The following is a 24,728-nucleotide window of genomic DNA, read 5'->3' as shown; positions in this document are numbered from 1 at the left end:
AGGCAGTATCGAGGGATGGCTCTAGTTTTGCCCGGCAGCTCCACCGTCGTCCGCTCCGTCGGCGACGTGGTGCACTGGTCCCTGTCCACGGTCGCTTTTGCGGTCACCCTGCCCGCTCGACTCGAGGCGCTCCTCTTCTCGGTCGAGAGGTTGGTGGCGCGCATCAACCAGATCGCCGACAACGCCGACCGCGTCGTGATCGGAGCCGCCGCCGTGACCGTTCGAGCTGAGACGCTGGTCGAGGCCGTCGAACAGACCTCGGACATCGCGGGACAACTCCTCGAGATCTACGAGCCCATTGCGTTGCAGCTCGCGCCGCTGGCGGCCAGATTCGCCGACGACCTGTCCGAGGCGGAGGTCAGCGCCGCGATCAAACTGATCGACCAACTGCCGGAGCTCACCGACCGCGTGACCGCGGTGCTGCCCATCCTCGGAACCTTGGACTCCGTCTCGCCCGAGATCCACGAACTCCTCGGAGTGGTGAAGGACCTGCGTCAGGCGATCGTCGGAGTGCCCGGCTTCCACTTTTTCCGCAAGCGGGGCGAAGCCAAGCTGGATTGAAATTTCAGGCGGAGTAGCCGTTGGTCCCAGCACGCGTCATGACGACCTTCGGAACCACTGCTCGAGACGAGAGCTTGAGCAGTCCGTCCACCAACTCCACGATGTCGTCGACCTTGATCATGGTCTCGGGTGTGATCCGATCGTGCGTCCACGCCGACATGTCCGTGTCGACGTAACCGGGAGCAATGGCCGTCGCGCTCACTCCGTTTCCGGATTCCTCGGCGTTGAGTGCTTCGACCATCGAAATGAGTGCAGCTTTGGTGGCTCCGTAGACGGCCAGACCGCTCTCGGCGTAGACGCCGGCCATCGAGGCGAGAGCGATCACCTTTGCTCCGCCGGCGAGGTCCGCGTCCGCCGCTGTACGCAGGAGCGGCAGCGACGCTTGCAATAGTGCGAACGGTGTCCGGAGATTGACGGCAACGGTCTTGTCGAAACGTCGCATGGGGTAGTCAGCCACTCGCCCACTGGTTCCCACTCCGGCGTTGAGGACGAGGGCTCGCATGGAGCCGAACCGCTCGCCGTGCGTGGTTACGAGTGCTGCGGCGAAGTTCTCGTCCGCCATGTCGCCGGCCGAGACGACGACGTCCGGCGATCCGGCGCGCGTAAGTTCTTCGGCGACAACGGCGAGCCGTTCGGCATCACGCGCCGTGATGGTCAGCCCGTACCCTTGCGAAGCCAAGCGTGTTGCGATGCCGAGCCCGATTCCCTTGGAGGCGCCGGTGACCAGTGCTGATCGAGTCATTCGAATTTCCCTTGCAGTGCATTGAGTCCGGCCGAGATCAGTTCCGGCACAGAAGATCCAGCCTTGTCGAATCCCCCGCCGACGGTGGCTCCTGCTCGGAATCGGTGATCGATGCCCTGCGCCACGACGGCGAGTTTGAAGAACCCGAGCGCCATGTAGAAGTTCCAATGCGCCAATTCACGACCCGAAACGGACGAATACCGTTGCGCCAGATCGACAACGGACGGTAGCGACGGGCTCGTCCACGCAGCAGGCTCACCCAGAACCAGATCCAGCGCGGGATGCCGATAGACGCACATCATCGCGATGTCCGCCAGCGGATCACCCAGCGTCGACAGTTCCCAGTCCACCACTGCGGCAACCTTGGTGACGTCGTTCGCCGCGAGAATCGTGTTGTCGATCCGGTAGTCGCCGTGCACGATCGACGAAGCCGATTCAGCCGGAATCAATTCCGCGAGGCTCGACGCCAACCTGTCCACATCGGCCGAGTCCTCGGTCTTGACGCGTGACCATTGACCGGCCCACAACTTCACCTGACGGGCTACGTAACCGTCGGGTCGGCCGAGTTCGCCGAGACCCACTGCGTTGTAGTCGACGTCGTGCAGGGCAGCGAGAACACGCACCAACTCGTCGGTGCACTGCGTGACCAGCTCTGCCGGAACAGCTTCCAATTCGGTTTTGGTCCGGATCACTTGACCGGTGACGAACTCGACCACCGTGAACGACGCACCCATCACCGAGGCGTCCTCGCACAGCACGACGGTCGGCGCGACCGGCACGGCAGTGTTCTGCAACGCCGAGGTGATTCGGAACTCGCGCGCAACGTCGTGCGCCGAAGGCGTCAGGCCGGCCGTGGGTGGACGACGCAGAATCCACTTCGAGTTGTCGTCGAAGATTCCGTAGGTGAGATTGGATTTGCCGCCTGAAATCAGTTCGGCTCGCAACTCACCGCTCACCTCGACGCCTGCGGCTTGCAGATACTTGTGGAGCGCCGCGAGATCGAGTCCTGGGAAGTCCGTCACTTCGACTCCTCCCGAGCAGCGCGCTTTGCAGCGCCGACAACACGTTTCGCAATTGCCCAGCGATGAACCTCGGACGGACCGTCGTAGACGCGGAAGGGACGCACTTCGCGGGACAACCGTGCCAGCGGCAGATCGCCGGACACGCCCATTCCGCCACACATCTGAATGGAGCGGTCGACGATCCGGAAGATCGCCTCGGCCGCGTAGGTCTTGGCGATGGACGTCGCGTTGCTCGCGTGCCCGCCCTGATCGAGTTCGAAGCAGGCCTGCACCAGAAGTGCGCGACTGGCTGCGATGTCGATCTCGTTGTCGGCGACCATCTTCTGGATCATTCCGAGATCACCGAGTTTCGAGCCGAAGCCTTCTCGTTCGGCAACCCTGGCCACGGCGACGTCGTGGCCGCGGCGTGCTGCACCGAGCCAGCGCATCACGTGCGTCGTGCGGGCGGGACCGAGACGAACCTGCGCGTAGGCGAATCCCTGATCGACCTCACCGAGAACGGCCTCGTCGGGAACGAAGAGATCCTCGAACGTGACCTCGCAGTGCCCGCCGATCATGGACTTGTCGAGAGTGTCGATGTGTCGACCCACGATGAGACCCGCTGTGTCCGTCGGCGTCAGGAACATGGTCGCTCCGCCGCGCTGCCCGGGCTCGCCGGAGGTGCGCGCCATGATGATGAAGAATCCGGCGCCGTCGGCGCCGGTGATGAACCATTTCTTACCGTTGATCTTCCAGCCACCGGGGACTTTCTCGGCGCGGGTGTTCAAAGCCGAGGGATCGGATCCCGCTCCGGGCGCGGGTTCGGTCATGGCGAATGCCGACCGCATGTCCCCGCTTGCGAGCGGCGCGAGGAACTGCTGCTTCTGTGCTTCGTTCGCGACGTGGGCCAGCATGTGAACATTGCCCTCGTCCGGCGCAGCGATGTTGAGCGCCGTCGGCCCGAAGAGCGAGTAGCCGGCTTCCTCGAAAACAGGCGCGCGATCACTCATGTTGAGTCCGTGGCCGCCGTACTCGATCGGTGCATGCGGTGCGAAGACACCGGCTTCTTTTGCTGCCGCCTGCATCTCGATGCGGATGGCATCGCCACCCGCGACGGCGATGTCACCGGCGTGTTCGTCTTCGATGGGGAGCACTACGTTGCGCGTGAAGTCGCGCGTCTTCTCGATCAGCGCCACCACCTCGGGCGCGTACGTCAGATCGATTGCCACCAGCCACCTCCGAAAGAACATCCCGACCGAGCGATCGCTCGGTAACAGCACTCTCGCACATGCCGATGCGCCGGGTCAACAATCTTCGAGCATCGCCTCGCCCTGATCAAGCCGGCCGGCAACCACCATGTCGCGGTACAGATCGTCCTTGTCCATGAGCTCGTCATGGTTGCCGATGTTGCGGATCCGACCGTCTTCCATGACCACGATCCAGTCGGCGTCACGCACCGTTGAGAGCCGGTGAGCGATGGTCACCACGGCCCCGGTACGTGCACGTTCGTTGATCGCGTCGACAATCGCGGCTTCGGTGAGTGTGTCGACCTGGGCAGTGGCTTCGTCGAGCAGAAGCAAAGCACTCGGTCGCAGAACTGCGCGTGCCATCGCGATCCGCTGACGTTGGCCGCCCGACAGCGAGGTGGCCGTCAGAGCGGTGTCGAGTCCATTCGGCAGGGCCTCGATCGCGTCGTCGAGTCGGAGCAAGCGCAGAACGGCCTGGACTTCTTCGTCCGTCGCGTCGGGATGGCTGAAGACGACGTTCTCCCGAATCGTTCCGGGCACCACCGGCGTCTCTTGCTCCACGTACGCGAGACTCTCGCGCACAGCGCGGTGATCGAGCGCGTCGTAACCGACTCCATGCAGGAGAACCTCACCCGATCGCGGTTCGACAAATCGCAGCACAGTCGAGAGCAAGGTCGTCTTTCCGGCACCCGACGGGCCGACGATGGCCATGTGCCCACGCGTCGGAATGACCAGCGAGACATCGCGCAACGCCGGCTGGTTCGATCCGTGATAACTCACGGTGACGTCGCGCAACTCGATCAGCGGCGCGGCAGCGCTTGTTTTCGCGACCACGTCCACGACCTCGTCGTACTGCTCGGTGGGCAACGACTGCATCTCGCGAATCCGGATAGCTGCCGCGATTCCCGACTGCACGGAAGTCACGTTCTGCGCAAGCTCCGACACCGGCCCCATCAGGGTGAAGGCGTAGAGCAGAAACGCGATGAGCGTCGAGACTGCCATTTCGCCGTCGGCGACTCGCCAGGCGCCGAAGCCCAGGATGGCAATGATCGATCCCTGAATGGCGGTCCACGCGACAGTCCACGCGGTTGCCGACACTCGAACCGCCGTGATCGCATGCTTTTTCGCATCGGACGCATTGGTCGTCACCAGAGCGCCGACGCGATCCTCGGCGAGGGAAACCTTGACCGTCCGGATCGCACGCAAGCCACCCTCGAGTACGCCGCCGAGCTGACCGAGCGATTCCTGGGTTCGCGCTTCGGCTGCGGAAATCCGAGGCATCAGAACGGCAAAGAGTATGGAGGCGAACACGATTGCCACCATGGTGACCCCCAACAACGGCAGATCCAGAACGCCCATCAGAACAATCGTTCCGATGGTCAACGCGGCTGCGTTCAGAATATTCACTGCGGCCGACGACGCCGCCTCCCGCAGCAGCAAGGTGTCCGACGTGACCCGGGTGACCAATTCACCCACGGATCGCGATTGCAGCGAAGGTACGGTCGCCGCCAGGAATCGCCTCACCAGCGAAGACCTGGCGTCGAAGACAACCTTCTCGGCGGCGGTTCCGAGAACGATCCACTGAGCACAACCGAGCACAGCACCGACGATCAGAAGGACGACGAGCGTGAGGATCGGTCCCTTCAGCGACGCACCGGTATCGAGGGTGTCGAGAACCCACTTGGTGACCATCGGCGTTGCCAGCGTCGCCGCCGAGCCGCACAGCGCCAGTACCAATCCGAGGAGGAGCGACGGCAGATGCGGTCGAGCGAACTCCGAGAGGACGCGGAGATTGCTCCATTTCGGTGCGGGCTGAGAAGCGTCGGATTCAAGCATGAATTTATGGAACACGAATGTTCCATAAAGGGCAAGAGAAATTCCGATTCGGAAACACTGGATACCGAAACCGGACACGGCTACGCTTCGAATTCGTGACAACGATCCACAGCGCACCAGAACAAAGCGCGACCCGCGAGCGCACACGGAAGGCCATCCTCGATGCTGCCGTTTCGGTGTTCGCATCCAAGCCTGCTGCGACCCTCAGCGAGATCGCTTCGGCCGCGAAGGTCGGCCGGACCACTTTGCACCGCTACTTTCCCGAACGATCCGACCTGGTCGACGCAGTCGCGGCCGAGGCCACTCGCGCCGTCGGTGAGGCCGCAGCAGCGGCGCGACTCGGTGAGGGCACCGGAGCCGAGGCACTGGTTCGCCTCTGCCACGAATACTTCGAACTGGCCGACCTTTTGACGGTCCTGTTCTTCACTCCCGGCGTCTATCAAGAAGATTCGTTTGCCGAGTCCGCGTCGAACGACGACGGAGTCACCGACGCCATCGAACGCGGACACTCCGACGGGTCCATCGACCCCGACATGGGTTCGGACTGGGTGCAGAACCTACTGTGGTCACTGCTTTACACGTCGATGGACTACGTGAACCGCGGTTCCGGGACTCGACTACAAGCCTTGGATCTGACGGTTCGCAGCCTCCGTCGCGGAATCGCCCCCGATCCCGCGGTCTAGGTTGTCGGCTGCTTGAACAGCGGCACGCCGCTTGGCCACACCTAATTTGCGGTAAATCGAGCGAATGTGAGTCTTCACAGTGGGATAGGCGATGCCGAGGTGCGCAGCGATCTCGTCTGCAGTCATCGTGGTGCGCAGAAAAGTGAGAATCTCGTTCTCGCGTTCGGTCAGGACTCCGGCGAGCTGGGCAGAGAGCCGGCTCCGTTTTTCCAGAATCGTGCGCAGGAGGTCCTGGTGTCTCGACCCCTGTATTGCGTGCGCGTTCAAGAGATCGACAATTACCGGATCGCCGCTGAGAAAGGGGGCGAGGATCTGCTCCGGGATTGCCTCAGCCAGCGCACGATCCAGCTGCTCGTGCGCCTGCGGCCCACGCCCTGCGACGGAGCTCAGCGCTGCAGAGGTGACAAGTGTGCTCACCAGCGCATATCGCGGCAGCGCGGCCGAGCTTGCCAACCGAAGCGCCTGCGCCGATGGTTCCGGATCCCCCAAGACTCGATAGAGCTCGGCGAGCAGCGCGTGAGCGACCGCAGCACCTGTTCTGGTCAGCGTGGGCTTCGCGATGCGGCGCGCTTGCTCGTCCTGCCCCTGAGCGTGGGCGAGCCAGGCCGTGGTGACGCGCCGCAGCGTATCCCAAGGAATGCCGTGCTTGTCCGCAGTGCTCACGCCTCGCAGCAGCCGAGCGGCGTTGTGGTACCGGTCTTTCCGGTTCAGAGCGATCAGGCTCATCACCAGGTACAGCCGGGCGAGCGCCTCGAAGTTGGTTCCGGGACTGCCCTCGACGATGATCGAGTCGAACTGAGCGATCGCTTCCTCGAAGTCCCCACGCCAATAGGCGATGCAACCTCGATTCGACTGTGGGAGTCCACCTTCGAAGCGTTCCCAGTCGGATGCAACCTCTCGGGCAGGAAGGCCGTCGAGGATCTGTTCGGCTTCGGTGAACACTCCCGCGTGGGTGAGTGCAAAAGCCAAATTGGATTGCGCGAGACGCAACGTCTCCGCGCGCGACTGCAACCGCGCTTCATCGCCGGCGGAGCGAAGTAGCGCGATGGCGCGAGGTAGATCACGACGAAGCCTGATCTCGGTCCACCCGAGGAGGAAAAGCGCGGACGGGTAATCGTCCTCGGCCTCGCACTGGGCGAGCGCGTGACGCGCGCGATCGGCAATGACGGCCTTGGTCGAGGTGTCCGGAGCGAGCAGTAGGTCAGTGAAACAGACGACAAAATCGTCGGACGCGACCCGTAGACCCTGCCCGCGGAGAAACTCCGCGCCGTACGGATCGCCGCTGAGGTCGCGGCAGCACGCCCGTATCAGCAGGATGTGTGGATCGTGTGGATCGGGATGCGCAAGGCAGAGTTGCTCGAGTTCCCTGGTATGAGATTCGAGAATCAGACGGAGCCAGTTCTTCCGCAGGACGCGTCGAGCCTGCTCCGCCTCACCGGAGGCAAGTGCGTCACGCACGGCTTCGATCATGTGTCGAAGATACTCGAGACGTTCGACGGCCGTGGAAATCCCGTCTCATCCGCTTCGGATGAGACAGCGACCGAAGCATGCGGAAACCGGTGAGAATTGCCGGAATCAACTGAAAAGCGCGAGTCGGCGGAATGCCGACGCGCAGGCCTGACACGAACGGACAAGACACATGAGTTTCTGGGAAAGCCTCGGCTGGATGCTGTGGGCGACCGTCTTCGTCGGATATCTTTTCGCGCTGTTCGCGATCGTCGCCGACCTGTTCCGCGACCACAAGCTGAGCGGCTGGTTGAAAGCTGTTTGGATATTTTTCCTGCTCTTCCTACCCATCCTCACCGCGCTCGTCTATCTCGTCGCCCGCGGCGATGGGATGACGGAACGCGGCAACAAGGCCGCACGCGAGGCCGAGAGCGCGGCCGAATCGTATATCCGCGAAGTCGCAGGAAAGAGTCCCAGCGAGGAAATCGCCACAGCTGCAGCACTCCTCGAAGCCGAATCGATCAGCGAGGAAGAGTTCGCCGCACTCAAGCTGAAGGTGCTCTCGTGAGTGACGCGCGTTTCGGCCCCGTCGACTTCTACCTTCTCGGTCTGCCGGGGCAGAGCCTCGACCCCGCCGCGTTCTGCGCGCTCACCGACCTCACGGATACCGGCCTGGTACGACTACTCGATCTGATCGTCATCTCCAAGTCCGACGACGGTGAACTCATCCTCGTCGAGGTCGAGGAATTGCCGAACGGCTTCGAGATCAACGTCGAAATGCTCGGCGCGTCCGGTCTGCTCGGGCATGAAGACATCACCGAACTCGCGGAGGCGATTCCCGCCGGCGCTTCAGCGCTGCTGGTCGCTCTCGAGCTGGTCTATCAGCGCGAACTCGCCGCCCGGACCGCCGAGTCCGGCGCGGTGTTACTGGGTTACGAGCGGATACCCGCACCCGTCGTCAATGCCCTCATGGACACGATCATCCCGAAATTGGAGGTCTGACATGCCGTACATCCCGAGACGAGGACGCCCTGGACTGCTGGGCCTCGCCGCCCGCACCGCGGTCGTGACCGGTACCGCGACCGCCGTCAGCGACGGTATGGCCACCCGCCGGCAAAGGAGAGCTCAGGCCGACTACGAGCAGGCGCAGTACGAATTCGCCCAGCAGCAGGCCGTACTCCCGATACCCACACCCACACCCGCACCCCCGGTCGATCTCGTCGCCGAGTTGCAGAAACTCGGCGATCTCAAATCACAAGGCCTACTGAGCGACGCCGAGTTCCAAGCCGCGAAAGCACGACTGCTGGGCTGATTCACCCCGACGGGCCATGGATTACCGCGCCCGCTTCCGTACCCCGACACCGATTGGAATCCGCTATGTCCACGATCGCCGTCAACGTCCTGAACTTCAATCGGGCAGAATCCGATCTCATGTTCGCTCGCCTGGCCGCGGGCGTCGGCCTGGGCACGTGGAACCACACTCGCGAGCTCGGGTCACTCGACAACCAGCCGATCATCCGCCAGAACCGCGACACCCTGTACAGCAGCGCGATCATCGACGTGCGCGAAAACGTCACGATCACGGTGCCCGATACCGGCAAGCGCTACATCTCCGTCTGGGTGGTCAGTCAAGATCATTTCGGTCCCGTCATCCTGCGCGATCCGGGAGAGCACCTGCTCACACGCGAATTGGTCGGGACCGACTACGCCGCACTGATCGTGCGTATCCTCGTCGATCCGAACAGCCCCGAAGACGTCGCCGAGGTGAACCGGTTGCAAGACGCCCTCACCATCGACGGCGGCGGGACGGGCGAGTTCCCGTTGCCCGACTACGACGAACAGTTGCAGACCGAGACCCGCGACGCGCTCCTCGCACTCGCGCGTGGCATCACCACCTACGACCATTCATTCGGCACCGCGGCGGAAGTCGACCCGATCAGGCACCTGCTCGGTACCGCATCCGGCTGGGGTGGCCTTCCCGAGTACGAGGCCACCTACGTCAACTTCGACGAACGTCTCCCGATCGGGGAATACCGTCTCCGCCTGAACGATGTTCCCGTGGATGCGTTCTGGTCGGTCTCGCTGTACAACGCAGCCGGATACTTCGAAGAGAACGCCTTGGGCGTCAACAGCATCAACAGCCTCACAGCCACCCCCGACTCCGACGGCAGCACCACCATCCGGTTCGGCGTCAATCTCGACGGCGTCGCGAACGCACTGCCCATCATGCCGGGCTGGAACTACGTACTGCGCCTGTACCGCCCCCGCCCCTGCGTGCTCGACGGCACCTGGACGGCGCCTCGTCCCGAGGCCCTCCAGCAAAGCGTTCCCCACGCACACACCACTCTCGGGTGACTCGACCTGATCACGGAGGTACAAGCCATGCGTCTGTTATTTCAGCTCGTTTCGCAATGTGTACTCGGCGCGATCGCGCTGATCGTCGTGCATTTTGCGCTGCCCGGGGTCAGCCTGAGCGTCAACGGTTTCTTGGCCGCTATCGGTGTATTCACCCTCGCCCACATGATTCTCGGCCCATTCGTGCTCAGCGTGGCACTGCACTATGCGGCTCCGCTCGCGGGCGGTGTCGGCTTGGTCGCCACGCTGCTCGCGCTCTGGGTTGCGACCCTGGTCCCCGACGGCATTGCGATCAGCGGCGTCGGGTCCTGGATCCTCGCCCCGATCATCGTGTGGGTGATCACCGCGTTGGGAGGATGGATCTTCATGGCTCTCGTCATCGACAAGTGGATCAAGAGACGCAATGCCGAAAAGCTCGTGCGCAGTGTGCAGAAGGCATGAATGATCAGTTCGGAAACGGAACCCACAAGGAGTCAGCCATGCCAACTCACCCGCTCGATCGTCGCGTTCTCCTGAAGACCGCTCCGAACTTCCGGGATCTCGGTGGCATTCCCGTTGCTGATGGCACCGTCCGCGCCGGCGCGCTCTACCGTTCGGCGACGCTCGCGAAACTCGACGGCGACGACGTTGCCGCGGTCGCCGACTTGGACGTCCGGACGGTCTACGACCTGAGGACCGCTGCCGAGCGCGACGGCGCGCTCGACAATCTCCCTGACTCGACGCGGACGGTCTGGCTCGACGTTCTCGCCGACAATGCCCAAAACGCCGCGGCCACCGGACTACTCATGACGGACCCGGTCGCGTACGCCGAGACCATCAGCGATGGACGTGGGATCGCACAGATGGAGGAAGCGAACCGCAACTTCGTCAGCCTGCCGTCCGCCCTCGACGCCTACCGCGCGTTCTATCTCGACCTCATCGACGAAAAACGCACCGGTGCAGCACTTTTCCACTGCACCACCGGCAAGGATCGCACCGGGTGGGCCGCGACCTCTTTCTTGCTCCTCCTCGGCGCCGACGAAGCCGATGTACGCGCCGACTACCTGGAGACGAACACCGATCTGGCACCTATGACGGAACCGATCCTCGACTTCGCCGCAAGCAAAGGCGTTGACGGAGAACTGCTCCGGCCGCTCCTCGGAGTCCGCGACAGCTACTTCGACGCCGCGCTCGACGAAATGCGCACGCAATTCGGCGCAGTCGAGGACTACGCAATCAACGGACTCAAGCTCACCGCAGAACAAATCACCGCGCTCCGCGAGCGGTTCACATCACGATCGGGCTTCGTCAGCGCGACATGATCGGAGCTCTTACCGGGCAGGAATCCGTGCTCTCGTCCTGCTTCTTCGGTCGATTGTCCACCCGGGTGACCACGACGACGGCGACGATGCCCACCGCCAAGCCGAGAGCGGTGAACGGAGTGAAGGATTCTCCGAACATCAGTGCGCCCCAGACTGCGGTGACGGGGGCGATCAAGAACATCAAGGTGTTGACGGACGTGATGCCGATGCGACGGAGCAACAACCAGTACAGCCCGTATCCGCCAAAGGTCGACAACACGATCAACCAGAGCAATGCGATCCAGAATATGCTGACACTCGGCGGTACGGCAGCACCCGAGGCGATCGCCAGAGTTGTGAAAACTATTGCGCTGGTTGAGCAGTGGATGGCCAAGGCCTGCAGTGGCGGTGTGGACGCGGGAGCGCGTTGCTGGACGAAGGTGGATGCAACGAGGCTGAGCATTCCCAGGAACGGAATCGCGTACGCCCACCACGGGGCCGATGTACCCGCCCCGGCGTCGGCTGCCGTGACCATCGCGACGCCGGCCAGTCCGATCGCCAATCCGATCCACTGCATCCGCGGGACCGCGACGCCGAGGACCGGACCGAGCAGCGCGGCTGCCACCAGCGGCTGAATACCGTCGATCAGCGCTGTGGTTCCGGTGTTCACGCCGAGATCGACTGCCCAGTACACGGACAACAGATAGCCGCTCTGGGAGAGTATTCCGATCACCACCTGCCTGCCGAGAGCCCGCGGTGTCGGCATCGTTTTCCGGCGCCGGGCGGACAGCCAGACAATCGGGACCAGTACCGCCGCAAGCGGGAGAAAACGCCACATCAGCAGCGTGGGGACCTCGGCACTGCCGGCGCCGAGTTTGGCTCCGATGAATCCCGAACTCCAGCACGCGACGAACAGGATCGACAAGGTCGTCGTCACGGCAGATCTCGAGGTCACGATCCGAGGTATACCGATCTGTTTACTCATGGAGTCGACTATACAGATCGGTATACTTTTGTCCATGGCAGACGAATCCGTACCCGAATTGACTCCGAAAGCACGTCGCATTCTGGAGTCGGCATCGAAGCTGTTCTACGAAAAGGGAATTCACGCCGTAGGCGTGGATACCGTCGCACTGGACGCCGGGGTCACGAAGAAGACTCTGTACGAGCGGTTCGGCTCGAAAGACGGCCTCGTCGTGGAATATTTGAAGGATCGAGATCGGCGGTGGCGAGCCTTTCGCGACAAGAAGCTCGCATCAGCCGGGCACAGCCGCGCCGAGCAGTTGAGTGCGGCATTCGACGCTTCCGCCTCCTGGTCCAAGGCGAGCGGAGGCAAGGGTTGCAGCATGGTCAACGCTCACGCCGAGTTCAGCGATCGGTCACATCCGGTGTTCGCTGTCATCGCCGAACAGAAGCAGGAAATGTTGGACGTCTTTCGGCGCATTCTGGCGACGGACGGGCAAGCCGACGAACGTCTCGTCGAGGCAATCATGCTGCTTCACGAAGGCGCCCTCGTCGCAGACGGTATCGGTATCGGCACCGACCCCTTCGACGTCGGCCGGGATGTGGCCCTCGAAATGCTGAAGCATTCCGGGTGATCCACCCCTCTCCACACATTCCAGAAGACCCTTCGACAGAGTCCACACCTGAAATCGAGATCATTCCTCATAGGCGCCACAAACTGACCGTCAACCATCGCCTCGCCCGACGAATACAGGAAACCCGCACATCACCGCGCACGGAGGTCGGGGTTCCTGTCGACAATCTCATGCAAGGCATCGGTTATCGCCCGCACGCGGGCCAATCTGATCAGCTCGCGCGGGACAACGAGCCAATACGACCTCCGAATTACGAACTCGTCACGCAGCACCGGCACGAGGTCATCGTCGGTCGCGCCGATGTACGTCGGCAAGGGCGCGATTCCCACACCGTGCCTGACTGCCTCGTAGTGACCAGCGATGTTATTGGTCTGGATCTGCGCTCGCCCGGTGGGCAGTATCCGGTCGAGGATACGCAGAGGTTCGACATCCAAGAACGCGTCCACATACCAGACGAGCGTGTGATGACGTAGGTCGTCCACCGACGAGATCGACTCGTGCGTCTCCAGATACCGACGCGAGGCGTAAAGCCGCAAGTTGTAGTCCGCAAGTTTGCTGACGACCACAGATCGGGGAGAGGGACGCTCCAATGTGACGGCGACGTCGAAGTCACGCCCGGTCAACACATCGTGGGTAGTCGAAGTCAGCACTTCGGTGTACAAATCCGGGTGCCGGGCACGTACAGAGCGCAGGCCCGGAACCAATACGAAGGCACCGAAGCCGTCTGGGGTCAGGATCCGGACCGTCCCGTTGAGGCTCGGCGACGCCGAGGCGGTCGTCTCACCGAGCGCAGAAAGTAGCGTCGACTCGATACTCTCCGCGTAGGGAACCAATCGCCTGCCCGCCTCGGTCAGCTGCCAGCCCGAGACGCCGCGATCGAAAAGCCTTGCTCCCATGTCTTTTTCAAGCCTAGAGATTCTCCTGGAGACCGTGGTCTGATCGACCCCCAGTCGCTTCGACGTATCCGAAATACGCCCCGTGCGTGACAGTTCCAGCAGAAAGCGCAGGTTGTCAGAAGTGAACATCGCCATTCCCGTCCTTGGCTGCAATTTTGCATTGAGTACTGCGATCTTACTTGTTGACGACGGCAATTCTGCGGCACAGACTCGAATCAACCCCAGCCTCAGGAGTGAATAGTCATGACTGTCATCGCACATTGGATCGACAACAAGATCGCCCCCGGTTCGAGCGGAAACTCCGCTCCGGTCACGAACCCTGCGACCGGCGCCGTCACTGGCAGTGTCGCGCTCGCCAGCGTGCAAGACGCACGCGCCGTTATCGACGCAGCTGCTGCTGCGTTTCCCGATTGGCGCGACAGTTCGCTCGCCAAGCGCACCGCAATCCTCTTCGCGTTCCGCGAACTGCTCAATGACCGCAAGCACGAACTCGCAGAGATAATCACCGCCGAGCACGGCAAAGTCCTCTCCGACGCACTCGGCGAGGTGTCAAGAGGCCAGGAGGTCGTCGAATTCGCTTGTGGCATCGCGCACCTGCTCAAGGGCGGTATGACCGAGAATGCCTCGACGAACGTCGACGTCACCTCGATCCGTCAACCGCTCGGCCCGGTCGCGATAATCTCGCCGTTCAATTTCCCCGCGATGGTCCCGATGTGGTTCTTCCCCATCGCGATCGCCACCGGAAACACGGTAGTACTCAAGCCGTCCGAAAAAGTTCCATCTGCTTCGCTGTGGATCGCGGCGCTCTGGGCCGAGGCAGGACTTCCAGCGGGCGTGTTCAACGTCCTGCAAGGCGACAAGACAGCTGTCGACGAACTTCTGACCAACCCTGCGATCAAGGCCGTTTCGTTTGTCGGTTCAACCCCCATCGCCCAGTACGTGTACAGCACCGGCACCAGCCACGGAAAGCGCGTTCAGGCTCTCGGAGGAGCGAAGAACCACGCGATCGTCTTGCCTGACGCAGACCTCGATCTGGCCGCCGACGCAATGGTCAACGCCGGATTCGGCTCGGCCGGCGAGCGCTGCATGGCGATCTCGGCACTGGTCGCCGTCGGCGACATCGCCGATGAACTCGTTGGCAAGATCGCCGAGCGAACCCGCACCCTGAAAACCGGTGACGGCACGAAGAACTCAGACATGGGTCCTCTGGTGACCAAGGCCCACCGCGACAAGGTCGCCTCCTACGTCGACGCCGGTGAGGCGGCCGGCGCGACGCTCGTCGTCGATGGCAGGCACGTGCAGGCGAACGGTGGTGAGGGCGGATTCTGGCTCGGCCCGACCCTGATCGACCACGTCACCACCGACATGAGCATCTACACAGACGAAATCTTCGGCCCTGTGCTCTCGGTCGTGCGAGTGAACTCCTACGACGAAGCACTCGACCTGGTGAATTCGAGTGCATTCGGGAATGGCACCGCGATCTTCACCAATGACGGTGGCGCAGCACGTCGCTTCCAGAACGAGATCGAGGTCGGCATGGTCGGGATCAACGTCCCCATTCCCGTCCCCATGGCCTACTACAGCTTTGGCGGTTGGAAGAACAGCCTGTTCGGCGACACGCACGCTCACGGTACCGAAGGAGTCCACTTCTTCACCCGTGGGAAGGTCGTCACTACCCGCTGGCTCGATCCCAGCCACGGCGGCATCAACCTCGGCTTCCCCGAAAACAACTGAGTTCTTGTCCCGTCCGAATACGACGGGCCGGGAAATACATTCACAACATTCGAAGGGATCGGCATGGTTGCCAACATTTCATTTCCCCGGTTCTTGAAACTTGGTCCTGGGTCCGTCGAGAGTCTCGGCGAAGTGCTGACGGATCTGAACATCGAGCGTCCGCTTCTTGTCACCGACGCGTTCATGGTCAGCAATGGTTCTGCCGATCGATTGCTGAAGATCGTTGCAGCAGCAGGAAAGAAGGCCGCACTCTTCTCCGAGACGGTTCCCGACCCCACTACCGATTCTCTACAGGCTGGTCTCGACGCTCTGACCGCCCACGATGCCGACTCGATCATCGGCTTCGGCGGCGGCAGCCCGATGGACACGGCAAAAGCACTTGCCGTCTTGTTCAAGCAGGACGGCGTCATGCGCGATTTCAAAGCCCCTCGGGTGTACGCGGGGCCGGCGCTTCCGATCATCGCCATCCCGACGACGGCAGGAAGTGGCTCGGAAGCAACACAATTCACGATCATCACGGATGTTGCCACCGACGAGAAGATGCTATGCCCTGGGCTTTCTTTTCTTCCGATCGCCTCGATCGTCGATTCCGACCTCACGATGTCGATGCCGCCGAGACTGACGGCCGACACAGGTGTCGACGCACTCACACACGCGATCGAGGCCTACGTCAGTAAGAAGGCAAACCCCATCTCGGACGGGCTCGCACTGTCTGCGATGAAGACAATCGGGGCGTACCTCTTGCGCGCGTACCGTGACGGCTCAGATCGAGAAGCACGTGAACAGATGATGCATGCTTCCACTCAGGCGGGTATGGCATTCTCCAATGCGAGCGTGTGCCTGGTACACGGGATGAGTCGTCCGATCGGCGCACATTTCCATGTGGCGCATGGACTTTCCAATGCAATGCTACTTCCGGCGATCACCGCGTTCTCCATACCCGGGGCGCGTGATCGATACGCCGATTGCGCCAGGCAGCTGGGCGCGGCCGATCGCGGCGATTCAGACGAGGCGGCCTCGCACAAGCTGGTCGACTTCATCGATGCTTTGTGCGTCGACGTAGAGGTACCCAGTCCGCGCACATTCGGCATCGACGAGTCCCGCTGGGAGGAGCTCATTCCACTGATGGCGGAACAGGCCTTGGCGTCGGGTTCTCCGTCGAACAACCCGGTGGTGCCCAGCGCACAGGAAATCGCCGAACTGTACCGGAAAGTCTATCGATCCTGACCACTTCGGCCCGGTCAGCATGGTCTCGTTCAGACTGTGCTGACCGGGCCTGTCGAGTTTCGGACGATCAGCTTGGTTTTGAAGATTTTCTGCCTCCGCTTGGCGCCGTCGATATTGTCGAGCAGCATGGAGGCTGCGGCGCGCCCCTTCTCCACCAGCGGTTGACGCACAGTGGTCAGATCCATGAGTTCGGCGATTGGCGCATCGTCGAATCCGACAACCGAAACAACCTCAGGTACTGAGATATTCATGCTACGAAGCACGCTCAAGGCAGCGACGGCAAAGACATCTGATGTCGTGGCTATTGCGGTCGGATTCAGTTTCTCGACCATCGAGCGAACAGCACGGACGCCGCTGTCACGATCGATACCTGAAGCCTCGTAAACCTCAATCGAGATACCGGCATCTCCCCGTGCAGTTGCAGCATCGAAGTACCCGAGGATCCGATCTCGCTGGACCCGCTCGGAAGAGTGTTCGACAACTGCCTTGGAGATCGGCCCGTCGGTGCCACCGATGTTCAAACGTTCGCAGACCACACCGATTCTTCGGTGCCCGAGATCCAAGAGATGGGCCATCTGCTTGAATCCCGCAGCGCGATCATCGATTCCGATGAACGGCAAGCCGCAGTCCGCGGGTGAATCGATCGCAACTGCCGGCGTTCCTGAGTGAATCAGGGCCGCAATGATCGGGTGGGTAGGAGTTACATTGTGCAGGACTACTCCGTCGACCAAACCTCTGACCGCGGGAGAATTGAATCCTTCTTCCCTACTGGAGACCAACGGCAACAAAGTGAGGGCAACGTCGGCGAGTTCGTTGACTTCGACTACCCCCTTCATCAACAGCATGGTCGACGGGTCTTCCAGTGCGTGCCCCAACGACTCCATCACCATGATGCCTACCGCTCCAACTCGGCCGGAGCGCAGGCTACTGCCGACGATGTTCGGCCCGGCGTAGGACAGAGACTGAGCGACTGCGTAGATGTGATCGCGCTGCGATGCAGAAACTTTCGGAGAGTTACTGAACGCGTATGAGACAGCGGCTTGGGAGACGCCTGCTGCCCGCGCCACGTCCTTCATCGTAACCACTGAAGCGACTCCCCTTGCTCCGGACGAATCATCCGCCGTAACCCTTGACGATCTCACGAATTCTATCGTGGTCTCGTTTCAACCGAGTGCTGGCTTCGGTTGACCTGTCGTCACAGTAGATGGTGTTCACACATTCGCCCACACCGGACTGCATGCGTCCAAGCTCTACGAAAGCCCCCGAAGAGCTCGACACGGTATGGCACATCGTCTTTCCGCCCCGACATCGCCGTGTCGATCTCGCCACAGAGGTTGCATCGAGCTCGCACGGCCAGCGGCACAGACGGCTTGGGCATAGGCAACGACGAACCGATATGGCGACACGTGACACAGACGTACCCCACTTCTTCCTCCATACGGTGACTAGCCATGTTCGTCGCCCCACTCCTGCCGTTGCCTCGATAGTTTCAAAGATGTTTCTGCACTGAAGGTCCCGCGAATGTACGAACGATGACGTCCGTGAGAGGTACTGTCGGCAGCGGCGATTACCCCGACCGAACACTTCGGGAGACGGTAGGCGCGACACCGTGGTTTGCGATACTTCCGCCTGTCGCGCCACATCTCAACCTCACCTTGTTTCACCACCACAGACACGAGTGAATCGTATCACCGGGTGATACGATTCACTTAACTCTCCACGAAGCGAATCAACGAAATGCTCTACCCGAAGTTGCCCTTCGTGCTCGGCCGCACGAAATGGGCACAGCTTGTCATCTTCGCACTTCTCGGAGCTTGCCAAGCCTCTTGGGTGACAGTGACACCCGACGTCAAGAATGCACTCGAGCTCACCACCAGCGGACTCGGTTTAGTCATCTTGGGACTGCCCGGTGGTTCCCTGTGCGGATTGCTGGCAACAGGCCGTCTCATTGCCGCGCGCGGAGCTCGCAGGGCGATCAGTATAGGTTTAGCCACGGCAGGAACCGCCGTCCCCCTCATCGAAGTCGGAACGCTAGTTCCTTCCGGAACGTCGCGACGAACTGATCGCCGAACCCTCCAGCAGCTCAAGACCTTTGACTGCCAACAGCAAGCGCTGCCGTGTTTCCGGGGCATCAAGGGATTTTCCGAGAATCGTGGAGATCCGCTCCAACCTGTTGTACAGAGTTCTGCGCTGCACGTAGAGTTTGTCCGCCGCTTCAGTCTTGCGCCCGTCGACGCTGAGAAACGCACGCAGTGTCGGCAGCAGCGGACTGGCCGAGTGCGCATCCTTCGTCAACAACGGACCCAATTCGTCTTCGACGAAGCTCGCCAGTTCCGGGCCCTGCGCCAGGGTCACCAAAATCCGCTCGACCCCCAGTTCGTCGAAGTGGAGGACACCACCAGAAGCTCGGGCGACCGCTGCAGCACTGCGCGCTTGAGTGAGCGCGACAGCAACCATGTCACGTGAAATAGCGCGGCTCACACCGACACCCGCTCCGACGAAACCGACAAGATCCTCGATCTCCGGCGGACGGCCACTCACTTCCGGCGCCACCGTGACGATGTAATCACCCATGTCGGCACTGATCGCATTGGGACTGCTCCTGCGCTTGGGCCGGATTCCACCAGAATCGTCACGAGTATTCTTGTTGGCCACGAACACTCGCATCAGGCCAGATCCGAGCCGATACCCCAGACGACTGGCCTGCTTCACGAACTCATCGCCGGAAATTTCTCCCAGCAGCAAGTGTGTCATCAAAGCGGTACTGCGCTGATCGTCACGCGCCTCGCGGCTACGATCGGTGAGAAGCGAGATCGCGATCGCTGCTGCTGCCCGCTCCGCCGCGAATTCAGCCGAGAACGGCGCGGTCGGCGATTGTCCCTGGAGCACGTGGATCCACCCCCACGGTTGACCACGCATGACGACGGGCCTTCGGACACAATCAGTTTCATTGTCGTGCGATACTCTGGCGTGACGATTCCACTCGTCGTCATCGAATTCGACACCGTCCACTGAAAAATAGACCGTCACCCGGTGCGCGATGTTTTCCAGAACCACCGTGCTGTCGGTGAGCGCCGCCAGAGTCTCCACTATTCCGAGATGGTCTGCGCCGTCAAGCAGCAATCCCGAGAATGTTGCTTCGACCTCACGCTCACGAGTCAGGCTCCGAAGTCGCATTTCGGTCAGAATTTCGTGCACCTGGGCGGAGACTCCGGCGAACGACACTTCGTGGGTCAACGCGATCACCGGAAGCAGCATTTGTTGGGCTTCCTGTACAACAGCTTCAGGAACTCGATCGAACATGCGACCGGATTCTTCGATCACCAGAGCTGCCGCACCCGCTCGAGAAATCGCCTTCACGTAAGCACGCTGCTCGGCTTCTGTTTCCCCTATACCGAGGCCCGCCGTCAGCAACAATTCGCCGCCGCTGAGAAATCGTGCGATATCGGGGATCTCGGACGAGTGAACCCATCGGACTTCGCGTTGATCCAGATCCGTTCCGTTGGTGAGTACGTGAGGACCGGCCGCGCGGATCAGTGAGAGTTCCAGAGCGTCCGCAACCGTGAAAGACATGTCAAAGACACTACACAAAACGTGTCGCTCAGCCGAGACATCTTTCCCGCCTTGCGTCTAGCTGTGAATGCAGTCACAGGACAGTATTTCTACAACCCCAGGGCTTCACCGGGGGGCGCCAAACAGAGTTGAGACACATGGCGAACCCGCTTCCTACCTGTCCGAAGATTTGTTTCAGCGCCCATATAGACCCGGCCCACCGTCCGAGTAATCGCTACCGGTTCACGAACCGAACGCGAACTGCATGGCACCGATCCAAATCTCGACACGCACAACGCCGTGCCGCCGGGTGACCTGATTTCGCTCTTTCGACCGAACACCGACACACCCTTTCGAGGAGTCCTCAATGCCCCTGACCGAAGACCAGCAGAAACGGCCGCCAAGCGCGCGAATCTCTGTCGATGACGTCGGCCGTTCCACTCGTTCCGCGGCACCCCAGCCGCCCCACGCATCCTCGCAGGAATGGCTACCTGCTCTGCTCAAACGCATTCTGCCAAGCACACCGTCGCAGGTCGTTCAGCGGGTGATGCTGACTGTACTGGCCGCATCGGTGGTGATTCTGTGCATCGCCAACCCGATCTTTCGGCAGTCGGACAACCTGCTGAACGTGCTGCAACAGGCGGCGATGGTCGGAATCATTGCCGGCGGTATGCAGCTGATGATTATCTCAGGTGGCTTCGATCTCTCGGTCGGAATCGTGGCAGCGGCAGCCGGATGCGCGGCAGCGTACGTCAGTCTCCAGCACGGTATAGCCATCGGAATTCTCGTCGGATTGGTCGCCGGTCTACTCGCCGGCTTCGTGAACGGCATCCTCGTAGCCAAGATCGGCATCAACCCATTTGTGGCCACGTTCGGTACACAAGCCGTCGTCACCGGACTGCTGTACGCCGCAACCGGCGCCACCCCGATCGCTCCTCTTCCTTCCGGATGGACCGATCTTGGCTTGAGGAACATCGCTGGAATCTCCTTTGCCAGTCTCACATTCGTCGTGGTCATCCTGATTCTGTTGTTCGTCTTACGATGCACGCTCTTCGGCCAGCACATCTACGCCGTCGGGAGCAACAAGGAAGGCTCGCGTCGTGCCGGAATCCATGTCGATCGGGTTCTGATTGCCGTCTATGCGATCGGCGGACTGTGCGCTGCCATCGCAGGAATTCTTCTCGTCTCGATCTCGGGAATCGGGAGTCCGGCAACAGGTACACAGTGGGCACTTCTCGCCATCGCCGCCGTCATCATCGGCGGCACACCACTCACTGGCGGAGTCGGCGGCATCAGCTCCGCGGTGATCGGCATCCTGTCGCTCACCGTCCTCACAAACGCACTGAACCTGTACAGCGTTTCCGCTTACTGGCAGCCGGCGCTGACGGGTACGGCCGTTCTGCTCGCAGTCGGCTTCGAAGCGTTCCGCAGCGCCCGCAAACGCTGATACGTCCGATTCCAGTCGCAGCCAACCACATTCCAGGAGTGACAACATATGACCGCAAGAAGAACGTCCCGAACAATCAAAACCGCATTTGCCCTTTGCCTGGCCGCGTTCGTCGCCGTCGCACTCACGGCCTGCGGAACCGCACCTTCCTCGGGTGCGAACAAGACGCTGGGCTTCGTGGTGTACGACGTCGGAGTCGACCCGTGGATGAACGTAGCCATCTCGACTGTGCAAGAAGAAGCTGAAGCTGCGGGATACAAGCTCAGTGTTGTCAACGGGCACAACGACATCGCTCAGATGAGTAGCGGAATGGACCAGCTGGTCACGCAGAAGGTCGACGCAATTCTCCTCGCCCCCAGCGACCAGGACAGCATGACTCCGTCAATCAAACGAGCCGAAGCAGCAGGAATCCCGGTCATCGCATTCTCCCTGGCGCTGTCAGAAGACGCCCCGGTCTCCTCGTTCGTCGGGACCGACGACGTTCAGGTCGGACGCGAGCAGGCGAAGATGGTCGCAGGAGCAATTGGCAATCGGGGCAACGTCGCCTTGATGACCGGCATCCTCGGCAGTGGGCCGCAGATCGGTCGGTCGGAAGGGTTCCGTGCCGAACTGCAGGAGAACTTCCCCGACGTCAAACTCGTCGAAGAGCAGCCGAACAACTGGGCGAACGACAAGACCATCAGCCTGACCCAGGACTGGCTCGCGAAGTATCCGGCAGGGCAGATCAACGCCGTCGTCGCGCAAGGACCCGAATTGGCTGCGGGCGCCCGCCTGGCCAAGTCGATGGGCCGAAGCGAAATCGTCTTCGTCGGCAACGACTATCCGGAAGAGATGCGCGAGAGCATCCTCGCGGGAGACACGTACGGAACCATCAACGGCGATCCCAAGGAGATGGCGCGAGAAGCTGTCGCCGCCATGCTGACCCTGCTGGACGGTGGCACGGTGCAACCCAAGATCTTCGTCCCGATCCCGCCCGTAACATCCGCCAATGTCGCCGACTCTCCCGCAGCGTACTGATTCGAGACGACCCCCCCAGATCGGAACCACCTCAATGAGTACTATCACCAACACCACCGAGCCTCTTCTCCAGACTACGAACCTCTCCAAGTTCTACGGCGGCGTCAAAGCTTTGCAAGGCGCCTCCATCAGCGTCGGACACGGTGAGCACATCGCCATCATGGGCGACAACGGCGCAGGCAAGTCCACCTTCGTCAAGATCCTTTCCGGCGCGCAACCGTCGAGTGATGGCACCATCCGATTCGACGGTGCGGACTGTGAGTTCCAAAGCCCAATCGATACACGCGAAGCCGGGATCGAAACCGTCTATCAGGATCTTTCACTCGCAGACGACCTCGACGTCCTGACCAACCTGTTCCTCGGGCGTGAAGAGAAGCTGATCAACCTGGGCGGCTTGAGCGTGCTCAACAGACACAAGATGGCCAAGCGTGCAACCGAATTGCTCACGGAGATCGGAGTGAACGTGCCCGAGGTACACCGGACCGTTCGGGGTCTCTCCGGTGGCCAGCGCCAGGGTATCGCCATCGCCCGCGCATCCGGTTGGGGATCGAAGCTCATCATCATGGACGAACCCACAGCGGCATTGGGCCTGCAGGAGACCGCCCACGTCCACGACATCATCAAACGCCTCAAACAACGCGGAGTCGCGGTCATCATCGTCAGCCACAACATGCAACAGGTGCTGGAACTGACCGACCGGGTGTACGTTTTCCGGCGAGGCCAGGTCGTCGGGTGCCGAAACACCAAGGAAACCACCGCCGACGAGATCGTCTCGATGATCACCGGCGCCCGACCAGCAGAAGCCGTCGCGTAAGCAGCTGTAGCTGCAAGCAGATCGACGTACAGGCCCGTCTGAAGTCACCACGACTGTCGACGGGCCTGTTCGTGTCGCGGATCCGAGACTCACTGTCTCACCGTCACCGTCGGCGTCGGACATCCGAGACCCTTTCCATCACCCACCTGGCCCCCACCGCCCCAGACGAGGCAGCACTACAGCCGCCGAGACGAAAAGTGCTCGGGCCCAACCTGATGAGGTTGGGCCCGAGCACTTTCGGTGTTCGGTTAGTTGATCTGTATTCGGCCGTCGACGGCTTCGATCCGCGGGATCGGCAGTGCGCGTACGGCAGGCGGGGCTGTCACGAACTCCTCGACGGTCGGCACTTCACCGTTCGGAATCCTCGGCTTCATCACGGACGGGTTCATGATCACGACTGTATTCATGTTTCCCGGATGCGTCTCCAAACCGAACACGGCTACTGACCGACTGCTTCGATCAATGCGCTGAGGTGGGTGTAGCTCTTCTTCGCGGCGTCGAGCGTGCCGCACTCCACCGACAAAACGACGTCGTGGTCGGCCGCGGCGAGTGTGTCGACGATGCGCTTCCAGTCGATGACGCCTTCACCGCATGCGCATCCCAGCATGCCTCGCACTTTTCCGCGTAGACGTTTCGCGTCGTCTAACGCGATGTCCTTGGCGTGCAGGTGCGTGACCTGACCGATGATGGCTTCGAGCCACTCGTGTGGATCGTTCTCACTCAGGTAGCTGTTTCCGGTATCGAGGTTGATCGTCAGGGCAGGACTGTCGACCAAATTCATGATCTTGTCGAGGCGCTCCGGAGTCGCGGTGTACGGCCCGTGGGTCTCGATTGCGATCTTGATACCCCGGGGTTCCGCGACCAGCGCTGCCTCCTTCAGGGTGTACCGCATGAGCGTGTAGTTCTCTTCCTCCGTGGTCCAAGACGGGGTGGGTCCATCGTCGACCATGATCATCGGAGAACCTGCCTCCGCGGCGTAACGGATGGCCTGGCGGAAGTACTCCACTGCCACCTCCGGCTTGGCGAGTGGCGCGTGGCTCGACAGCGACGAGATGCTGAGACCGCGATCTTCGGCCGCATTCCGTAGGATCAACGGATCGTCGAGCATGGAACGACTGTGGAAATATCCTGCTGCACTAAGCAGTTCACGACCCCAGTGCACCATCGGCTCGACGTACTTGTAGCCGATCTCAGCAGCTTGGTCCATGGCCCAATCGAAAGAGCCGTTCTCGTATCGCGCGAACTCCAGATTAAGTCCGAGTTTGATGTTGCCCATGACTTACAACTACTTT

25 protein-coding genes are annotated in these 24,728 nt (G+C 61.5%); 14 read left to right on the top strand and 11 right to left on the bottom strand.

The window, feature by feature from the left end:
* Nucleotides 1-15: 15 nt before the first annotated feature.
* Nucleotides 16-561: a ribulose 1,5-bisphosphate carboxylase large subunit gene (locus AC2ETI_RS21205; protein ID WP_095973117.1), complete on the top strand. Its 546-nt coding sequence runs from the start codon at nt 16-18 to the stop codon at nt 559-561.
* 4 nt (nt 562-565) lie between these two features.
* On the opposite strand, the gene AC2ETI_RS21200 is transcribed toward AC2ETI_RS21205, so the two are convergent.
* From AC2ETI_RS21200 to AC2ETI_RS21185, 4 genes are all read right to left on the bottom strand, one after another.
* The gene (locus AC2ETI_RS21200) at nt 566-1,303 is read right to left on the bottom strand and encodes an SDR family NAD(P)-dependent oxidoreductase (RefSeq protein WP_483634355.1); all 738 of its coding nucleotides are present in this window, start codon (nt 1,301-1,303) and stop codon (nt 566-568) included.
* Nucleotides 1,300-2,325 (bottom strand): phosphotransferase family protein, encoded by a 1,026-nt coding sequence (locus AC2ETI_RS21195; protein WP_021345641.1) that lies wholly within the window; start codon nt 2,323-2,325, stop codon nt 1,300-1,302. The genes AC2ETI_RS21200 and AC2ETI_RS21195 overlap by 4 nt, the downstream gene beginning before the upstream one ends.
* A complete protein-coding gene (locus tag AC2ETI_RS21190) occupies nt 2,322-3,533 on the bottom strand; it encodes an acyl-CoA dehydrogenase family protein (RefSeq protein WP_483634354.1) in 1,212 nt (403 codons plus the stop codon). Before AC2ETI_RS21190 ends, AC2ETI_RS21195 begins: the two co-directional genes overlap by 4 nt.
* 75 nt (nt 3,534-3,608) lie before the next feature.
* Nucleotides 3,609-5,387: an ABC transporter ATP-binding protein gene (locus AC2ETI_RS21185; protein ID WP_069145780.1), complete on the bottom strand. Its 1,779-nt coding sequence runs from the start codon at nt 5,385-5,387 to the stop codon at nt 3,609-3,611.
* A gap of 95 nt (nt 5,388-5,482) precedes the next feature.
* Between AC2ETI_RS21185 and AC2ETI_RS21180 the strand changes: the two genes are divergently transcribed.
* Complete coding sequence (locus AC2ETI_RS21180) at nt 5,483-6,070, top strand: TetR/AcrR family transcriptional regulator (RefSeq protein ID WP_019745447.1); 588 nt, start codon at nt 5,483-5,485, stop codon at nt 6,068-6,070.
* Here the strand turns inward: AC2ETI_RS21180 and AC2ETI_RS21175 are convergent.
* Nucleotides 6,005-7,540: a LuxR C-terminal-related transcriptional regulator gene (locus AC2ETI_RS21175; RefSeq protein WP_080909901.1), complete on the bottom strand. Its 1,536-nt coding sequence runs from the start codon at nt 7,538-7,540 to the stop codon at nt 6,005-6,007. The genes AC2ETI_RS21180 and AC2ETI_RS21175 overlap by 66 nt on opposite strands.
* A gap of 169 nt (nt 7,541-7,709) precedes the next feature.
* On the opposite strand from AC2ETI_RS21175, the gene AC2ETI_RS21170 reads away from it, so the two are divergent.
* The 6 genes from AC2ETI_RS21170 to AC2ETI_RS21145 all read left to right on the top strand — a co-directional run bounded on the left by AC2ETI_RS21170 (nt 7,710) and on the right by AC2ETI_RS21145 (nt 11,172).
* Nucleotides 7,710-8,084: a PLDc N-terminal domain-containing protein gene (locus AC2ETI_RS21170; RefSeq protein WP_483634353.1), complete on the top strand. Its 375-nt coding sequence runs from the start codon at nt 7,710-7,712 to the stop codon at nt 8,082-8,084.
* Nucleotides 8,081-8,518 carry a DUF6325 family protein gene (locus AC2ETI_RS21165; protein WP_483634352.1) on the top strand — a complete coding sequence of 146 codons (438 nt, stop codon included), beginning with the start codon at nt 8,081-8,083 and terminating at the stop codon, nt 8,516-8,518. Before AC2ETI_RS21170 ends, AC2ETI_RS21165 begins: the two co-directional genes overlap by 4 nt.
* Nucleotide 8,519: 1 nt before the next feature.
* Nucleotides 8,520-8,828: an SHOCT domain-containing protein gene (locus AC2ETI_RS21160; RefSeq protein ID WP_483634351.1), complete on the top strand. Its 309-nt coding sequence runs from the start codon at nt 8,520-8,522 to the stop codon at nt 8,826-8,828.
* A 65-nt stretch (nt 8,829-8,893) separates the two neighbouring features.
* Nucleotides 8,894-9,871 (top strand): DUF1214 domain-containing protein, encoded by a 978-nt coding sequence (locus tag AC2ETI_RS21155; RefSeq protein ID WP_483634350.1) that lies wholly within the window; start codon nt 8,894-8,896, stop codon nt 9,869-9,871.
* A 27-nt stretch (nt 9,872-9,898) separates the two neighbouring features.
* Nucleotides 9,899-10,312, top strand: coding sequence for a phage holin family protein (locus AC2ETI_RS21150; protein WP_070385180.1), 414 nt, complete (start codon nt 9,899-9,901; stop codon nt 10,310-10,312).
* 38 nt (nt 10,313-10,350) lie between these two features.
* Nucleotides 10,351-11,172, top strand: a complete 822-nt coding sequence (locus tag AC2ETI_RS21145; RefSeq protein ID WP_070796057.1) for a tyrosine-protein phosphatase — start codon at nt 10,351-10,353, stop codon at nt 11,170-11,172.
* On the opposite strand, the gene AC2ETI_RS21140 is transcribed toward AC2ETI_RS21145, so the two are convergent.
* A complete protein-coding gene (locus AC2ETI_RS21140) occupies nt 11,159-12,088 on the bottom strand; it encodes a DMT family transporter (RefSeq protein WP_483634376.1) in 930 nt (309 codons plus the stop codon). The two genes, AC2ETI_RS21145 and AC2ETI_RS21140, sit on opposite strands and share 14 nt — an antisense overlap.
* A gap of 82 nt (nt 12,089-12,170) precedes the next feature.
* Between AC2ETI_RS21140 and AC2ETI_RS21135 the strand changes: the two genes are divergently transcribed.
* The gene (locus AC2ETI_RS21135) at nt 12,171-12,749 is read left to right on the top strand and encodes a TetR/AcrR family transcriptional regulator (RefSeq protein ID WP_483634349.1); all 579 of its coding nucleotides are present in this window, start codon (nt 12,171-12,173) and stop codon (nt 12,747-12,749) included.
* 131 nt (nt 12,750-12,880) lie between these two features.
* Here AC2ETI_RS21135 and AC2ETI_RS21130 read toward each other — a convergent pair whose 3' ends face one another.
* Entirely contained in the window at nt 12,881-13,774 is an 894-nt protein-coding gene (locus AC2ETI_RS21130) for a LysR family transcriptional regulator (RefSeq protein WP_058037608.1), read from the bottom strand.
* A 114-nt stretch (nt 13,775-13,888) separates the two neighbouring features.
* Between AC2ETI_RS21130 and AC2ETI_RS21125 the strand changes: the two genes are divergently transcribed.
* Nucleotides 13,889-15,379, top strand: coding sequence for a CoA-acylating methylmalonate-semialdehyde dehydrogenase (locus tag AC2ETI_RS21125; RefSeq protein WP_021331897.1), 1,491 nt, complete (start codon nt 13,889-13,891; stop codon nt 15,377-15,379).
* Nucleotides 15,380-15,442: 63 nt separating this feature from the next.
* Entirely contained in the window at nt 15,443-16,606 is a 1,164-nt protein-coding gene (locus AC2ETI_RS21120; protein WP_097386821.1) for an iron-containing alcohol dehydrogenase, read from the top strand.
* A gap of 29 nt (nt 16,607-16,635) precedes the next feature.
* On the opposite strand, the gene AC2ETI_RS21115 is transcribed toward AC2ETI_RS21120, so the two are convergent.
* On the bottom strand, nt 16,636-17,682 hold the full coding sequence (locus tag AC2ETI_RS21115) for a LacI family DNA-binding transcriptional regulator (RefSeq protein WP_097386820.1): 1,047 nt from the start codon (nt 17,680-17,682) through the stop codon (nt 16,636-16,638).
* Between the two features lie 955 nt (nt 17,683-18,637).
* A complete protein-coding gene (locus AC2ETI_RS21110; RefSeq protein ID WP_097386819.1) occupies nt 18,638-20,179 on the bottom strand; it encodes a PucR family transcriptional regulator in 1,542 nt (513 codons plus the stop codon).
* Between the two features lie 346 nt (nt 20,180-20,525).
* Here AC2ETI_RS21110 and AC2ETI_RS21105 point away from each other — a divergent pair, with 346 nt between their 5' ends.
* From AC2ETI_RS21105 to AC2ETI_RS21095, 3 genes are read left to right on the top strand one after another with little or no spacing between them, the layout of a single operon-like run.
* Complete coding sequence (locus AC2ETI_RS21105; protein ID WP_019745464.1) at nt 20,526-21,605, top strand: ABC transporter permease; 1,080 nt, start codon at nt 20,526-20,528, stop codon at nt 21,603-21,605.
* Between the two features lie 48 nt (nt 21,606-21,653).
* Entirely contained in the window at nt 21,654-22,622 is a 969-nt protein-coding gene (locus AC2ETI_RS21100; protein ID WP_097386818.1) for a sugar ABC transporter substrate-binding protein, read from the top strand.
* A gap of 34 nt (nt 22,623-22,656) precedes the next feature.
* Nucleotides 22,657-23,436 (top strand): ATP-binding cassette domain-containing protein, encoded by a 780-nt coding sequence (locus tag AC2ETI_RS21095; RefSeq protein ID WP_483634348.1) that lies wholly within the window; start codon nt 22,657-22,659, stop codon nt 23,434-23,436.
* A 248-nt stretch (nt 23,437-23,684) separates the two neighbouring features.
* Here the strand turns inward: AC2ETI_RS21095 and AC2ETI_RS21090 are convergent, their stop codons facing one another.
* Both AC2ETI_RS21090 and AC2ETI_RS21085 read right to left on the bottom strand, forming a co-directional pair.
* Entirely contained in the window at nt 23,685-23,825 is a 141-nt protein-coding gene (locus AC2ETI_RS21090; protein WP_195790808.1) for a hypothetical protein, read from the bottom strand.
* A gap of 50 nt (nt 23,826-23,875) precedes the next feature.
* Nucleotides 23,876-24,712: a sugar phosphate isomerase/epimerase family protein gene (locus AC2ETI_RS21085; RefSeq protein WP_070795628.1), complete on the bottom strand. Its 837-nt coding sequence runs from the start codon at nt 24,710-24,712 to the stop codon at nt 23,876-23,878.
* Between the last annotated feature and the right edge of the window lie 16 nt (nt 24,713-24,728).

The sequence above is a fragment of the Rhodococcus sp. MurmanLake-1 genome, from assembly GCF_056945715.1.
This window is presented reverse-complemented; position numbering and strand designations above follow the sequence as displayed.

Excerpts from the sequence above, each read along its gene's own strand:
- AC2ETI_RS21205 (WP_095973117.1), top strand. The coding sequence starts at position 16 with ATGGCTCTAGTTTTGCCCGGCAGCTCCACCGTCGTCCGCTCCGTCGGC.
- AC2ETI_RS21200 (WP_483634355.1), bottom strand. The coding sequence starts at position 1,303 with ATGACTCGATCAGCACTGGTCACCGGCGCCTCCAAGGGAATCGGGCTC.
- AC2ETI_RS21185 (WP_069145780.1), bottom strand. The coding sequence starts at position 5,387 with ATGCTTGAATCCGACGCTTCTCAGCCCGCACCGAAATGGAGCAATCTC.
- AC2ETI_RS21175 (WP_080909901.1), bottom strand. The coding sequence starts at position 7,540 with ATGATCGAAGCCGTGCGTGACGCACTTGCCTCCGGTGAGGCGGAGCAG.
- AC2ETI_RS21170 (WP_483634353.1), top strand. The coding sequence starts at position 7,710 with ATGAGTTTCTGGGAAAGCCTCGGCTGGATGCTGTGGGCGACCGTCTTC.
- AC2ETI_RS21160 (WP_483634351.1), top strand. The coding sequence starts at position 8,520 with ATGCCGTACATCCCGAGACGAGGACGCCCTGGACTGCTGGGCCTCGCC.
- AC2ETI_RS21155 (WP_483634350.1), top strand. The coding sequence starts at position 8,894 with ATGTCCACGATCGCCGTCAACGTCCTGAACTTCAATCGGGCAGAATCC.
- AC2ETI_RS21150 (WP_070385180.1), top strand. The coding sequence starts at position 9,899 with ATGCGTCTGTTATTTCAGCTCGTTTCGCAATGTGTACTCGGCGCGATC.
- AC2ETI_RS21145 (WP_070796057.1), top strand. The coding sequence starts at position 10,351 with ATGCCAACTCACCCGCTCGATCGTCGCGTTCTCCTGAAGACCGCTCCG.
- AC2ETI_RS21135 (WP_483634349.1), top strand. The coding sequence starts at position 12,171 with ATGGCAGACGAATCCGTACCCGAATTGACTCCGAAAGCACGTCGCATT.
- AC2ETI_RS21130 (WP_058037608.1), bottom strand. The coding sequence starts at position 13,774 with ATGTTCACTTCTGACAACCTGCGCTTTCTGCTGGAACTGTCACGCACG.
- AC2ETI_RS21125 (WP_021331897.1), top strand. The coding sequence starts at position 13,889 with ATGACTGTCATCGCACATTGGATCGACAACAAGATCGCCCCCGGTTCG.
- AC2ETI_RS21120 (WP_097386821.1), top strand. The coding sequence starts at position 15,443 with ATGGTTGCCAACATTTCATTTCCCCGGTTCTTGAAACTTGGTCCTGGG.
- AC2ETI_RS21115 (WP_097386820.1), bottom strand. The coding sequence starts at position 17,682 with ATGAAGGACGTGGCGCGGGCAGCAGGCGTCTCCCAAGCCGCTGTCTCA.
- AC2ETI_RS21110 (WP_097386819.1), bottom strand. The coding sequence starts at position 20,179 with ATGTCTTTCACGGTTGCGGACGCTCTGGAACTCTCACTGATCCGCGCG.
- AC2ETI_RS21105 (WP_019745464.1), top strand. The coding sequence starts at position 20,526 with ATGCCCCTGACCGAAGACCAGCAGAAACGGCCGCCAAGCGCGCGAATC.
- AC2ETI_RS21100 (WP_097386818.1), top strand. The coding sequence starts at position 21,654 with ATGACCGCAAGAAGAACGTCCCGAACAATCAAAACCGCATTTGCCCTT.
- AC2ETI_RS21095 (WP_483634348.1), top strand. The coding sequence starts at position 22,657 with ATGAGTACTATCACCAACACCACCGAGCCTCTTCTCCAGACTACGAAC.
- AC2ETI_RS21090 (WP_195790808.1), bottom strand. The coding sequence starts at position 23,825 with ATGAACCCGTCCGTGATGAAGCCGAGGATTCCGAACGGTGAAGTGCCG.
- AC2ETI_RS21085 (WP_070795628.1), bottom strand. The coding sequence starts at position 24,712 with ATGGGCAACATCAAACTCGGACTTAATCTGGAGTTCGCGCGATACGAG.